The organism is Pseudomonas sp. I8001 (assembly GCF_013385345.1).
In the GTDB taxonomy this organism is placed as follows: Bacteria; Pseudomonadota; Gammaproteobacteria; order Pseudomonadales; family Pseudomonadaceae; genus Aquipseudomonas.
Window position 1 is genome coordinate 230,637 of sequence record NZ_JACAQC010000001.1, and the last position, 14,812, is coordinate 245,448.

Genomic DNA, 14,812 nt, shown 5'->3' on the forward strand with positions numbered 1-14,812 from the left:
TCCGGAAACGGGCCTGCCGCGCCTCAGTGGTCGTTACCCAGGTTCGGCGCCAAGGTGCACAAAAACATTTATCTACCTGCGAAGGCGCTCGCCTGTTCGCTGTACTGGGCCTCCCAAAAGCGTTCTCAGGAAGCCGCACATGTCTACTCCACCTAATGCCCTCGCGGACGAAAGCTTGCACACCGCCCTGATCAAGGCACGTCTGCCCACGTGGGTTGCCCACATGGCCCCCGTCGATGTGCGCCGGCTCAAACATGGACTGTTGCCCGGCAGGGAGCGGCCTGCCACCAAGGTCCCGCTCTCGCCCGCATTGAACAAGGCACTCGATGACAGTCGCAAGGCCAGCCGTCAGTCCCGCGAAGCCTTGGCCAAGGGCCTTGGCGCGCTGCAAGGCATTGTCGAATTCGCCCAGCCCAAGCTGGAAGCGGCGTTGCGCGAGGCGATGGGCGAGGCCCCGGACGTCAACAAAAACCAGCTGCATTACCTGCGGTATCGCCAGGCCCCGCAGCAGCATTCGTTGTTGCAGGCAGCGCTGCTGAACTTCGAGGGCGATGAAGACTTCACCGATATCGCCCTCGAACAGACCAGCGCCCTGGCGCCGGAAGGTGCGCTGCTGACCGAGTACTACGGCGAGGCGCGGGCGGATGGCTCGCGTGCGGCGCGTTATCGCTACAGCGAAACCCTGTCGATGACTCCACAAACCTTTTCCACCCTGTGCCGCACCCTGGACCTGGGGCAGCAATACCAGGCCCACCTGGCGCAGGTGTTCGATGCCGCTGCCACTCGGGCCGTGGTGCGGGAGCAGATGATTCGCGCGCAAAAAGACCTGCTGACGGTACGCCTGTATACCGCATGGGCGCAGGGCGACATCGGTCCGGCGGTGTTTCTCATGTTGCGTGAAGTGCTGGCAGGTACTTCGCGGCCGCTGCTGGATGGCGAGGTCGTACGTTTCGGTCAACTGTCGATCCTGGGCTGCGAGCTGGGGGAGGTGCTGCTGATCGGGCCGGGTGTCGCACCGACCCGGTCCGTGATCCCGCCCTTGTTTCCTGGGGCAGGTGTGAGCGGGCTGCTTCCCGTGGCGCCTGATACGCGGGTGGTGGCCTGGATTCCGGGCGCGCCGCAGTGCCCGCTCAAGGAATACCCGTCTATGCAGGCGTTCGACAAGGAACTGGCGGTGAACCTGCGCTCACCTGCCTATCAGCAGTTGTTTGCCAGCCTGGTACCTCAGCAACAGGCGCCGCAGTTCCTTGAGCGCCTCAAGGAAAAACTCTACACATTCACCTGGAACCCGCGAGGCTACAAGGAGCAGGTCTACGACGAGCAAATCAACTTGAACCGGCGAGAACGGTTGATCGAGGGGGAGTTGTTCGGCGCGCTCTACGAGCGGCATGTACAGCGCCTCAAGGACATTGCCAGAACCCTGGCGGTGCCCACTGCGGAGGCTGATCGAAAAGCCGCACAGGCACGCCATGCTCACTGGTTGAGCATGGGTTTGAACACATTGAATGTGGCCGCATTCATGGTGCCCGGCCTGGGGGAGCTGTTGTTGGCGGTCACGGCGATTCAGTTGGGCCTGGAGGTCTATCACGGCATCGAATCCTGGCAGGAGGGCGATATGGATGCGGCATGGGAGCACCTGGAGTCGGTGGCGCTGAATCTCGGGTTCATGGCCACCCTGGGCGGGGCGGCAGCCCTCGCTGGCCGGGCGCCCGCTATCCAGGTGTCGAAATGGGTCGATGGGCTGGTGCCGGTGAAGTTGCCGAACGGCGAAAGGCGCCTGTGGAAACCCGACCTTGCGGCCTACCGCAGTCATACCGTTCTGGATGCATCACTCAAGCCCAATGCCCAGGGTCAGTACGCGCAGGACGGCAAAATGTATGTGCGCCTGGGTGAAAGCCTTTATGAAAAGGCTTTTGATGCGCGGACTCGAAAATGGCGGATCCAGCATCCGAACAATCCCGCCGCGTACCAGCCGATCCTTGAACACAACCAGGCGGGTGCCTGGCGCCATACCCATGAACGCCCACTGGAATGGGACCGCCTGACCTTGCTGAGGCGCCTGGGTCATGAAACCCAGGGAATCAGCGATGCAACGTTGAGCGCCCTTGGCGACATCAGCGGCATCAGTGATGACCTGTTGCGCAAGGTCCACATAGAGGGTTTGCCGATGCCTGCCGTGCTGGCCGATACGTTGCAGTTGTTTCGCGGCGCGCCGCCACAGGCTGCACTGCTGTCCCCCGAGGGCGCAGTGTTGCAGCGCCGCTTTGCTTCTTTGTCCCGAGGCGCGATCAACGAAATTATCAGTACGGCCAGCGATAAGGAACGCCTGCAGATACTCGGCCGAACCGGTGTTGCGCCGCGCCTGGATAACCTGGCGCGGCGTGCGGTACAGCAACGTCGCCTGAGCAGTGCGTTGGCCGGCTTGTACCTGCCGGCGCTCGCCAGCCTGGACAGTGAGCGGCTGGCGTTGCATTGCTTGCAGCAACTGCCGGGCTGGTCTCCCACGCTGCGCCTGGAACTGCGCGCCGACAACCCCAGTGGGCGCTTGCTGGCTGAGGTTGGGCCTGAAGACGCGGCAGTGCGCCGTTACCTGGTCAAAAAAGGCGAGACATTCCTGGCTTACGACCTGCAGGGGGCTCCTCTTAACAGTCCGGTCCCCGGCAGTCGTAATTTCTACCCATCAATCGTCCATGCCTTGCCCGTAACCCTGCGCCAGTCACTGGGTTTGCCGCTGGCCAGCGCGGACGTCGATTTGCAGCAAACCCTGGCACGGTATGCCACGGCACACCGCCTCGAAATGGCCGCCGTGCTGAAGATACGCGCGCCCATGGCTCGCCCGGCGTTGCGTCTGGCGAGCGGGTCATTAGGTTATGCCCTGAGCGGCCGGGGTGCGGCCCAGGCACCCAATGCCGCCCTGGCGGCCAGGGTTCGCGATGTTTACCCCAACCTCAGCGATGAGGCGGCCCAGCTGTTTGTGCAAAGTCTGTTGCAGGCCGGCCAGCGCCCCCCACAGATCTATGAGTTGATTGGCAACCGCGAGCGCGAACTGACCCGGTTACGCATGACCCTGGATCAGTGGGTGACGCAAAACAGTGCTCAGGCGGGGGCACAACATACGGCAGACACCCTGATCAATTGCTGGCGCGAAGGCGCGTACCGGGGCTTGAAACCCCATGCCTATCTGTCACTGGGCAAGGCCGGTAACTTGCCGGCGCTGGATGCTGATTTTTCCCATGTGCGAGGGTTGGGCGTAAGCGGCGAAACCCTGGCGGGCGCCCAGGGCACCAGGCTTGCGCAGCAGTTCTCCAACGTCGAAGTCCTGAATGTGTTTACCGAGCCCGCCCATGTCGAAGCGATTGCCGCGGGCGTCGGGCTGTTTCCCAAGCTTGAAGAGTTGTCGATCGACGGCTGGGGCTTGACCTATTCGCCGGCCTTTTTGCAACGCCTTAACACGTTGAGCCAATTGCGCCGGTTAGTCCTGACGGGCGCGCTGGACGCGTTGGATGTCAGTGGCTTGAAACAGCTGCTTGCCTTGCGGGTGGCGGGCGCCCTGAAAGAGTGGCCGGTAGGTGTTCTGACGTTGGACAAACTGGAGACGCTCGACCTGTTGGCGACCGGGATAAATACCATGCCGGCGGCAATGCTTGAGGGCCACGAGCGCCTGTGGCGTGGCCTTACCCTCAACTGGGCAGCGTTTGAGCGGCGTGCGTTCATGCCGGTGTATCAGCACGTGAAAAACCACCCGGGGCATTTGGTGGATGAAGTGCTGATGGTGGACGCTTATTGTGAAGGCGCGTTGCGACGCCTGAAAGACAGCGACCCGGCGTTTGCGCCCAGTGCCTTGGCGTACCTGCGGCGCCATCGGTTGACCAGTGACGCCAAGTTGACCCGTGTGCACGCCTTACTGGATGAACATGCAACCTTGCAGCAGGCGCTGGAAGAGTGGCAGGGCAGGGAAGTGGAGGTCGACCGGCGACCGGTGGACCCGCTCAATCGTCAACGTGCGGCAGACAAGCTCATGGCTTACTGGCGCGATGGCCTCGACCGACGTTTTGCCTCCCACCGTGAGGTGGCCGGGCCTTCTTCGCCAGCCGCCTCCGAGGGGGTCATGCTGGACCTGTCGGGTACGGTACTGGGGGATTTGCCGCTGATGCCGGCCGCAGCTTTTGCCCACGTGCAGCGCTTGAACCTCGCAGGCACCCGGGTTTCAGTGGCGGCATTGAACGATTTCCTCCCCCAGTTCACCCAAATCCACGGCCTGGACCTGAGCCGCAGCAACCTGATGGACCTGCCGGCGTCCCTGACGCAGTTGAGGTCTCTCAAACAGCTGGACCTGGCGCACAACCAGTTGACGATCACTGAGGCGATACAGCAGCGCCTCAGCGCCCTGGTCACGCTTCGAGGGTTGAACCTGGATTACAACCGTGTGGGTACCCTGGATGTCAGTGGGCTCAACCAGCTGCGCAGCCTGAACCTGAGCCACACCGCGACCACCGCCTGGCCGACAGGTTGGCTGGCATTACCCGAACTGCGTCAAGTGGATCTGAGCTACAGCGCTATTACCACGATCCCCCAGGCTGCACTGACCGGCCATGACCTGCTGATGCTCAGCAGCAACGTGCGTGGCTGTCGCCTGACCTTGCCGGCCTGTGCCGACATACAGCGTTTTGCCCTGCGTACCTACCAGGACAATCCGTTGAACGTCGCACCGGCCATGCTGCCGGTTTTTGGCCCGAGCTTTTACCTGGACAAACCCTTGGGCATTCCCCGCGAAGGGCTGGCGGAGGGCAGAACGGGGGGCGATCCGGAATACTTTCCCCTGGAGGTCACGGACAGTCCCGATCTGCTCCTCGCGCTGGAGGTAGAGGTGCCCAACAGTGAAGTTCGGCAGACACCTGCGCAGCGTCTGCAACAAATAGACCCGGCGTTGTCCACGCGCGATGCGGTACGGCGCATTGACGAACTGCTTGCCAGTGGCCTGGGCGCACTGGAGGTCGAGGCATGCCTGGTTCGGTGGCGCACGGGCTACCGGGGTATGGTGCGGGTGTTGAACGACTGGATCGATATTCGCGGTTATCGCCAGGGGGGCGGCTGGGTCAGCGCGGTGGACCGTCGTCGCGCGGCCGACAGGCTTATCGACAGTTGGCGCCATACCTTGCGGGCGCACCCCGAGGTTGCGCCGGGCGATGGGCGCGAGGTCCTTCAATTGAACGACCTGTATCTGGGTGACCTGCCGGCGTTACCCGAGCCGTTGGCCCATGTGAGGGTGTTGAACCTCAACGCAGTCAAGCTTACTGAGCAGGGCTCCAATGCGTTCCTGCGGGCGTTTCCCAAGCTGCGTACCCTGACTCTCAACAATAATGGCCTGATGAGCCTGCCCGACGCCGTCGGCGAATGCTCGATACTCACCGAGCTGCGCCTGAGCCATAACGAACTACGCTATCGCAGCGAGCTGCAGGGCCAGCTCAATCGGCTGACCGCGCTGGAGCGCCTGGACCTGAGTGAGAACGTCCTCGATTCTTTGGACATCAGCAGCCTGCCTCAATTGCAGTCATTGGAACTGCGCGGCAATAACCTTCTGGCGTGGCCGCAGGGTGTCCTCCAGGCTGCGCAGTTGCGCCACCTGGACCTGCGCAGCAACCGTATCGAAACCATCCCTGAAGACGCGTTGCTGCCCCAGCACAGCGCTCTGATGTGGGGCACGGACCTGTCCGATAACCTGCTGTTTGAGGAAGATCTTGCACGCTTGCGCGTCTACCAGCAGCAGACCGATTGTGGCCTGGGATTTTCCGCCGAGGAACTGGAAGACGCACTGGAGGGGTACCACAGTACCGATAGCAGCTCCGGGTCGGACATCCACCCTGAACTCTTGACCCCGGAACAACAAAAGGCCCAATGGTTCTCGGGTATTGCCGCCGATTCGGCCCGCCACCGGGTATGGAGCGTGCTCAAGCAGGCCGAAAACAGCGAGGATTTTTTCTACATCATTTCCCAGTTGAAGAACGCCCAGGATTTCTTGCACGACCGCGCCGACCTGACTCGCCGGGTGTGGGCGGTGCTTGAGGCGGCGGAGCAATACCCGCACTTGCGCGAACAACTATTTGGCCAGGCCCGGGCGATGCGGGTAAGGGCTACCTGTGGTGACGGCTGGATCCTCCTGTTCAGTGATCTTGAAGTCAGCGTGTATGAGTTCAAGGCCCTGAGGGCCCTCGCACCCGGGCAGGAAGGCACCACGCTGTTCAACCTGGCCCGGCGCATGATCCGTCTCGATGAAGCAGAACGCATTGCTGGCGAAGCGATCAACCGCAGCCCTGGCATCGACCCGGCGGAAATTCGCCTGGCCTACCGCATCGGCCTGGCCGAGCGCCTGGATCTGCCTCACCAACCGTCCACCATGCTGTACCGCAACCTGTCCCGGGTGACCCAGGCCAACATCGATCAGGCGTATGCCGCCATTATGGCCAGAGAGAGTACTCCGGTGTTTATGCAAGAGCTGGTCAAGCGCCCGTACTGGGTCAGCTACTTGCAGAAGCTGTACCCGGAAGAGTTTTCGGTGTTGGCCCAGGCGCATCAGGTCAAGGTAGATGCCCTCGAGGAGCTTCACCCGGACCTCAGCGCCCAATACCTGAGCGAAGTCGCAGCCTTGGACACCGAAAACCTTGCCGAGCAACAGGCACTGGCGCTCAGGCTTTCGGGACGGGCGAGGAGGGATCTGGGGATCTGACCCGGGCGCTCAGCCGGCTGGACGCCCGGGCCAGCGCGCCACAACTTAGTTGTCGTAACCCAGGTTCGGCGCCAGCCAGCGTTCGGTCACGCTCAGGTCCTGCTCCTTGCGGGCGGTGTAGCTGGCGACCTGGTCCTTGTCGATCTTGCCCACCGCAAAGTACTGCGCTTGCGGGTGAGCGAAGTACCAGCCGCTGACGGCCGCTGCCGGGAACATCGCGTAGTGCTCGGTCAGGAACACGCCGCTTCGGCCGGCGTGCATCTCCCGGGCTTCAGGGTCCAGCAGTTGGAACAACTGGGCCTTCTCGGTGTGGTCCGGGCACGCCGGGTAACCCGGGGCAGGGCGGATACCGCTGTACTGCTCCTTGATCAGCGCTTCGTTATCCAGCACTTCGTCCTTGGCGTAGCCCCAGTGCTCTTTACGCACCTGCTGGTGCAGCCACTCGGCGCAGGCTTCGGCCAGGCGGTCGGCCAGGGCCTTGACCATGATCGAGTTGTAGTCGTCGCCGGCGTCCTGGTAGGCCTTCGCCACTTCTTCAGCGCCGATGCCAGCGGTGGTGATGAAGCCACCGATGTAGTCGGTCACGCCGCTGTCCTTGGGCGCGACGAAGTCGGCCAGGGAGAAGTTCGGCTTGCCGTCGGTCTTGATGATCTGCTGGCGCAAATGGTGCAGCCTGGCAATCGGCTGGCCGTCATCGTCGTAGACTTCCAGGTCATCGTCCTGCACCTGGTTGGTCGGCCAGAAACCGAACACCGCGCGGGCGCTGATGAGTTTTTCGTCGATCAGCTTCTTGAGCATTTCCTGTGCGTCGGCGTACAGCGCCGTCGCCGCTTCACCCACCACTTCATCGGTGAGGATGCGCGGGAACTTGCCGGCCAGGTCCCAGGAGATGAAGAACGGTGTCCAGTCGATGTACTCGGCCAGGACGTTGAGGTCGATATTGTCCAGCACCTTGGCGCCGGTAAACGTCGGCTTGACCGGCGTGTAGCTGCTCCAGTCGAACTGCGGCTTCTTGGCGATGGCGGCCGGGTAGCTCAGGCGCTCGGTGCGCGCGCTGCGGTTGGAGGTGCGCTCGCGCACGTCGATGTATTCCAGGCGGGTTTTCTCGACGAATGCCGGCTTCAATTCCTTGGACAGCAACTGCGTCGCCACGCCCACGGCGCGGGAGGCGTCGGTGACGTAGATCACCGCGTCGTTGCTGTATTTGGGCTCGATCTTCACGGCCGTGTGGGCCTTGGAAGTGGTGGCGCCACCGATCATCAGCGGCAGGTGGAAATCCTGGCGCTGCATCTCGCGGGCGACGTGCACCATCTCGTCCAGGGACGGGGTGATCAGCCCCGACAGGCCGATGATGTCGCACTTCTGTTCCTTGGCCACCTGCAGGATTTTCTCGGCCGGGACCATCACACCCAGGTCGACGATGTCATAGCCGTTGCAACCCAGCACCACGCCGACAATGTTCTTGCCGATGTCGTGCACGTCGCCCTTCACCGTGGCCATCAGGATCTTGCCCTTGGCTTCCGGCTTGTCGCCTTTTTCCAGCTCGATGAACGGGATCAAGTGGGCCACGGCCTGCTTCATCACCCGGGCGGACTTCACCACCTGGGGCAGGAACATTTTGCCGGCGCCGAACAGGTCGCCGACGATGTTCATGCCGGACATCAACGGGCCTTCGATCACCTCGATCGGGCGCGCGAACGACTGCCGGGATTCCTCGGTGTCTTCGACAATGTGGGTGGTGATGCCCTTGACCAGCGCGTGTTCCAGGCGCTTGTTGACTTCCCAGCCACGCCATTCTTCGGTCTCGGCTTCCTTGACGCTGCCGTCGCCCTTGTACTTGTCGGCAATGGCGAGGAGGGCGTCGGTGCCTTCCGGGGTGCGGTTGAGCACCACGTCTTCCACCGCGTCACGCAGCTCGGCCGGGATCTGGTCGTAGATCTCCAGCTGGCCGGCGTTGACGATACCCATCGTCAGGCCGTTGCGGATCGCATACAGCAGGAACACCGAGTGGATCGCTTCACGCACCGGGTTGTTGCCACGGAACGAGAACGACACGTTGGACACGCCGCCGGAGGTCAACGCATACGGCAGCTCGTCGCGGATGTAGGCACAGGCGTTGATGAAATCGACGGCGTAGTTGTTGTGCTCTTCGATACCGGTGGCGACCGCGAAGATGTTCGGGTCGAAGATGATGTCTTCCGGCGGGAAGCCGACTTCATTCACCAGGATGTCGTAGGAGCGTTTGCAGATTTCTTTCTTGCGCGCTTCGGTGTCGGCCTGGCCGGCCTCGTCGAACGCCATCACCACTACCGCCGCGCCGTAGCGCTTGCACAGCCTGGCGTGGTGAATGAACTGCTCCACGCCTTCCTTCATGCTGATGGAGTTGACGATGCCCTTGCCCTGGATGCACTTCAGGCCGGCCTCGATCACTTCCCACTTGGAGGAGTCGATCATGATCGGCACGCGGGAGATGTCCGGCTCGCCGGCAATCAGATTGAGGAAGGTCACCATGGCCTTCTTCGAATCCAGCATGCCTTCGTCCATGTTGATGTCGATCACCTGGGCGCCGGCTTCCACCTGCTGCAGGGCGACTTCCAGGGCCTCGGTGTAGTTGTCTTCACGGATCAGGCGGGCGAAGCGGGCGGAACCGGTGATATTGGTGCGCTCGCCGACGTTGACGAACAACGAGTTGCGATCAATGGTGAACGGTTCCAGGCCCGACAGGCGGCAGGCCTTCGGAATGTCCGGGATCGGGCGCGGTGCGTAACCGGCCACGGCCTTGGCGATGGCTTCAATATGACCCGGGGTGGTACCGCAGCAACCACCGACGATGTTCAGGAAGCCGCTCTGGGCGAATTCCTCGATGACCTTGGCGGTTTCCGACGGCAGTTCGTCGTACTCGCCGAATTCGTTGGGCAGGCCGGCGTTCGGGTGGGCGGAAACGTGGGTGTTGGCCTTGTTCGACAGCTCTTCCAGGTACGGACGCAGCTCGCTCGCGCCCAGTGCGCAGTTCAGGCCCACGGACAGCGGCTTGGCGTGGCTGACCGAGTTCCAGAAGGCTTCGGTGGTCTGGCCCGACAGGGTGCGGCCGGAGGCGTCGGTGATGGTGCCGGAGATCATGATCGGCAGTTCGACGTTCAATTCTTCGAACACGCCCTGTACGGCGAAGATCGCGGCCTTGGCGTTGAGGGTGTCGAAAATGGTTTCGATCAGGATCAGGTCGGCGCCGCCTTCGATCAGGCCTTTGGTGGCTTCGGTGTAGTTTTCCACCAGCTCATCGAAGGTCACGTTGCGGTAGCCGGGGTTGTTTACGTCGGGCGACAGCGAGCAGGTACGGCTGGTCGGACCGAGCACCCCGGCGACGAAGCGCGGCTTGGCCGGGTTTTCCAGGGTCTTGGCGTCGGCGATCTTGCGCGCCAGGCGCGCGCCTTCTACGTTTAGTTCGTAGGCGAGGTCTTCCATGCCGTAGTCGGCCATGGAAATGCGCGTGGCGTTGAAGGTGTTGGTTTCCAGGATGTCGGCGCCGGCATCCAGGTAGGCTTTTTCGATGCCGCCGATCACGTCCGGACGGGTGATCACCAGCAGGTCGTTATTGCCCTTGACGTCGCTCGGCCAGTCGGCGAAGCGTTTGCCACGGTAGTCCTGCTCTTCCAGTTTATAGCTCTGGATCATCGTGCCCATGCCGCCGTCGAGGATCAGGATGCGTTCCTTGAGGGCTTGGTGGAGGGCTTGCAGACGAGCGCTACGATCGGGCATGGGACTACTCTGGTCAGGTATTACGGAGGGCGAAGATCATAACAAACCTGTGCGCTTTTAGAGCATGTGCTGGGTTTGCATGAATATCGCTCATGTTGGCGGGGGCGTTACATCGGTAGAATCGACGGGTTTTTCACTGCACGCATTGAATCGGGACCGGAAACATGTCACTTCGCCTCATCGTCAGCGCCGCGTTCGCGCTGTTCGCCCTCACCGCACAGGCAGAAGGTCCCGCCCCGGCGATCTCTTATACCCGTGACATCCAGCCGATCTTCACCGAGAAATGCGTAGCCTGCCACGCCTGCTACGACTCGGCCTGCCAGCTCAACCTGGGCAGTGCCGAAGGCGCCGCACGTGGCGCGACCAAGGTGCCGGTGTACGACGGCGAACGCAGCCAGGCCAGCCAGCCCACCCGTTTGTTCTATGACGCCTTCGGCAAAGCCGCCTGGCAGCAAAAGGATTTCTACTCGGTACTCGACGCCCAGGGCAGCCAGGCCGCACTGATGGCGCGCATGCTGGAGCTGGGGCATAACGCGCCGCTTGCGCCCAACGCCAAGCTGCCCGACGACATCGTGCTGGGCCTGAGCCGCGAAAACACCTGCCCGATGCCGGGGGAGTTCAACGCCTACGCAGGTAACCACCCGAAGGAAGGCATGCCCCTGGCCGTCACCGGCCTGACCGACCAGCAGTACCAGACCCTGCAACGCTGGCTGGCCTCCGGCGCACCGATCGACGAACAAGGCCTGGCCCCGAGTGCCAAGGAAGCCTTGCAAGTGCAGCAATGGGAAAACCTGTTCAACCAGCCCGGGGCCCGGGAAAGCCTGGTGGCGCGCTGGTTGTTCGAGCACCTGTTCCTTGCTCACATCTACTTTGAAGGCGGCGAGCCGGGGCATTTCTTCCAGTGGGTACGCTCGCGCACCCCGAGCGGGCAGCCGATCGACCTGATCAACACCCGCCGCCCCAACGACGACCCGGGCACCCAGGTGTACTACCGCCTGTGGCCGGTGCAGGGGGTGATCGTGCACAAGACTCACATCACCTATCCGTTCAGCGCCGAGAAGATGGCCCGGATCAAGTCGCTGTTCTATACCGATGACTGGCAGGTGCAAGCCTTGCCGGGCTACGGGCCGGGCCGGCGTGCGAACCCGTTCGAGACCTTCGAGGCGATTCCGGCCAAGGCGCGCTACCAGTTCATGCTGGATAACGCCGAATACTTCGTGCGCACCTTCATTCGCGGGCCGGTATGCCGGGGCCAGATCGCCACGGACGTGATCCGCGACAACTTCTGGACCCTGTTCCAGGACCCCGACCACGACCTGTACATCACCGATGCCCGCTACCGCGGCCAGGCCACGCCGTTGCTGGCGATGCCGGGGCAGATTGACGATGTGGGCAGCGTGCTCAGCCTCTGGCTCAAATACCGCGACAAGCGCAACGAGTACGAGGCGTTGCGCCGGGACAGTTATGCCGACCTGCCGCCGCCGAGCTGGTCGAGCCTGTGGGCGGGCAACGACAACGCCTTGTTGAGCATCTTCCGTCACTTCGACAGCGCCTCGGTGACCAAGGGCTTGATTGGTGAAGTGCCGCAAACCCTGTGGCTGTTCGACTATCCGCTGCTGGAGCGCACCTACTACCAGTTGGCGGTGAATTTCGATGTGTTCGGCAACGTTTCCCATCAGGCCCAGACGCGCCTGTATTTCGACCTGATCCGCAACGGTGCAGAGCAGAACTTCCTGCGCCTGATGCCGGCGGACTCGCGGGATGACTTCCTTGACGATTGGTACCAGAACAGCGGCAAGGTCAAGCTGTGGCTGGACTATGAAGCCATCGACGATGACAAGCCCACGGGCCTCAAGCTCGATGAAAAGGACCCCAAGCGCGACTTCGCCAACCAGTTGCTGGCCCGCTACGGCGACCTGAACGCCAGCCCGGACCCGATCAACCGTTGCGTCAGCGCCTATTGCTCGCGTCCGGGCATTGACCCTGCGTTGCAGGACGCCGAACAGGCCCTGAGCCGCCTGACCAACCGCCCGGCGGCGGGGCTCAAGGTGATCGACCTGTTGCCGGAAGCGACCATGCTGCGCATCGAAACCCGCAGCGGCAAACGTGAGATGTACAGCCTGTTGCGCAACCGCGCCCACAGCAACGTGGCCTTTATGCTCGGTGAGGCTTATCGCTATCAGCCGGGCCTGGACACCGTGACCATTTATCCCGGCGTGCTGAGCAGCTACCCGAACTTCATGTTCAACATTCCGGCGCAGCAAGTGCCGGAGTTTGTCGCTGCCATGGAGAATGCCAAGGACGCCAATCGCTTCGAGAAGATTGTCGACCGCTGGGGCATCCGCCGCAGTCACCCGCAGTTCTGGCAGTACTTCCACGACCTGTCGCAGTACATCCGCGAAACCACGCCGGTGGAAGAGGGCGTGCTGGACATGAACCGCTACGAGAATCTTTGATCGACCTTTGACCGTCGACGGCTGTCCCAAGCCATAGGCACCTGAATAACCGGTGTCGAGTGTTGGGAGAGTGGGTCGACGATGTTGATTTCAGTACAGGCACTGCGCGCCCTGGCGGCCTGGACCGTGGTGGGTCATCACTTCATGCAGATTTTCTTTGGCTTTAAGGCCGATTCGGCGCTGGGCCACCTGTTTGTCGACAAAGGTGCGGCGGGCGTGGATGTGTTTTTTGTGATCAGCGGCCTGGTGATCTTCCTCTCCACCGAGAACAAACAGCTGCCGCCCTGGCGATTCCTGCTGTATCGCCTGCTGCGAATCGTCCCGGCCTACTGGTTCTACACGCTGTTGATGGCGCTGCTGGTGGTATTTGCGCGGCCGGTGTTGCCGGACCAGAGCGTCGATGCGGCCCATGTGTTGATGTCCTTGCTGTTCATACCTTCCGAAAATCCCGGTGGTTATGGGGTGTACCCGACCTTGAACGTCGGCTGGACCCTGAACTACGAGATGCTTTTCTACGTGCTGTTTGCGTGGGCGTTGCTGTTTCGCCGGCAGTGGCGGGTGCTGGTGGTGGGCGCGTTGTTGTTCGCTGTGTGCCAGGCGTGGACTTCTTTCGGCTGGATCAGCGAATTCTATCGTTCGGACATTGTGTATGAGTTCCTGCTGGGGATAGGCATCGGCATGCTTTACCGCAAGGGCTGGATTCGCCCCGGCCTGTGGCTGCCCCTTGCGGGTATTGCCGGTGCGTTGCTGGCGATTTATCACTGGCCGGCATCACCTCGCGCCCTGACCTGGGGCTTGCCGAGTGCGGTGCTGGTGGTGGCCTGTATTTCGATGGAACGCTATTTCGAGCGCAGCCGGCTGCTCAAGGTGATGGGGGATTGTTCCTATTCGGTCTATCTGATGCACGTGCTGGTGCTGTCGGCCGGCGGTTTTGTCGCCCAGCGTCATGGGATCAATGCCTACGTGATGCTCGGCGTGTGCGTGGTGTTGATCGCCCTTGGGTCGTTGGCCAGCTATCACTGGTTGGAAAAGGGCAGTTATCGTCGGCTCAAAGGCTGGTTCGATGGCGACGAACGGTTGGTTCTTTCCCGACAAAAATACTAGGACTTTGTACCTCGGTAATAATTTGGCGTAAACTGCCGGCAAGCCTGCGAGGAGTTTCCATGACCGCCATAACCATTACCGACGCCGCCCACGATTACCTGGCTGATCTGCTGTCGAAGCAGAACACCCCGGGCATTGGCATTCGCGTCTTTATCACCCAGCCCGGCACCCAGTACGCTGAGACGTGCATTGCCTACTGCAAGCCGGGAGAAGAAAAACCTGAAGATACGGCGCTGGGGCTGAAAAGCTTCACCGCGTATATCGATGCGTTCAGTGAAGCGTTCCTTGACGATGCGGTGGTTGATTACGCCACTGATCGTATGGGTGGCCAGCTGACCATCAAGGCGCCGAACGCCAAGGTGCCTAACGTTAATGCGGATAGCCCGATTAACGAGCGCATCAACTATTACCTGCAGACCGAGATCAACCCTGGGTTGGCCAGCCACGGTGGTCAGGTGAGTCTGATTGACGTGGTTGATGATGGTATTGCTGTGTTGAAGTTTGGTGGCGGTTGCCAGGGCTGCGGCCAGGCGGACGTGACCTTGCGTGAGGGTATTGAGCGTACGCTGCTTGAGCGGGTTCCGGAGCTCAAGGGTGTGCGGGATGTGACTGACCATACGCAGAAAGAAAACGCCTACTACTAAAGGGTGTTCGCTGCGGATGTGAAAAACGGCGCCCCGTGAGCGCCGTTTTTTTATGGTTTGGATTCAGTGGGTTGCGTTAGGGTTGTGAGGTTTTGGGTTAGGTATGTTGTGTACATATCCGTTGCTGC

Annotated in this window: 5 protein-coding genes; 4 read left to right on the forward strand and 1 reads right to left on the reverse strand. The window is 61.8% G+C overall.

Annotated features, from left to right (window positions below; translation table 11 throughout):
* The first annotated feature begins 139 nt into the window (after positions 1–139).
* Positions 140–6,724: an NEL-type E3 ubiquitin ligase domain-containing protein gene (locus HX839_RS01040; protein WP_177066621.1), complete on the forward strand. Its 6,585-nt coding sequence runs from the start codon at positions 140–142 to the stop codon at positions 6,722–6,724.
* A 45-nt stretch (positions 6,725–6,769) separates the two neighbouring features.
* On the opposite strand, the gene metH is transcribed toward HX839_RS01040, so the two are convergent.
* On the reverse strand, positions 6,770–10,480 hold the full coding sequence (metH, locus tag HX839_RS01045; protein WP_177066622.1) for a methionine synthase: 3,711 nt from the start codon (positions 10,478–10,480) through the stop codon (positions 6,770–6,772).
* 164 nt (positions 10,481–10,644) lie between these two features.
* On the opposite strand from metH, the gene HX839_RS01050 reads away from it, so the two are divergent.
* From HX839_RS01050 to nfuA, 3 genes are all read left to right on the forward strand, one after another.
* A complete protein-coding gene (locus HX839_RS01050) occupies positions 10,645–12,936 on the forward strand; it encodes a fatty acid cis/trans isomerase (RefSeq protein ID WP_003210812.1) in 2,292 nt (763 codons plus the stop codon).
* An 81-nt stretch (positions 12,937–13,017) separates the two neighbouring features.
* The gene (locus tag HX839_RS01055; RefSeq protein ID WP_177066623.1) at positions 13,018–14,040 is read left to right on the forward strand and encodes an acyltransferase; all 1,023 of its coding nucleotides are present in this window, start codon (positions 13,018–13,020) and stop codon (positions 14,038–14,040) included.
* Between the two features lie 59 nt (positions 14,041–14,099).
* Entirely contained in the window at positions 14,100–14,684 is a 585-nt protein-coding gene (nfuA, locus tag HX839_RS01060; protein WP_003210817.1) for a Fe-S biogenesis protein NfuA, read from the forward strand.
* Positions 14,685–14,812 lie beyond the last annotated feature (128 nt).

Bases quoted from the DNA above. Each gene is read 5' to 3' on its own strand.
- HX839_RS01040 (WP_177066621.1), top strand. From the start codon at position 140: ATGTCTACTCCACCTAATGCCCTCGCGGACGAAAGCTTGCACACCGCC.
- nfuA (WP_003210817.1), top strand. From the start codon at position 14,100: ATGACCGCCATAACCATTACCGACGCCGCCCACGATTACCTGGCTGAT.
- metH (WP_177066622.1), bottom strand. From the start codon at position 10,480: ATGCCCGATCGTAGCGCTCGTCTGCAAGCCCTCCACCAAGCCCTCAAG.
- HX839_RS01050 (WP_003210812.1), top strand. From the start codon at position 10,645: ATGTCACTTCGCCTCATCGTCAGCGCCGCGTTCGCGCTGTTCGCCCTC.
- HX839_RS01055 (WP_177066623.1), top strand. From the start codon at position 13,018: ATGTTGATTTCAGTACAGGCACTGCGCGCCCTGGCGGCCTGGACCGTG.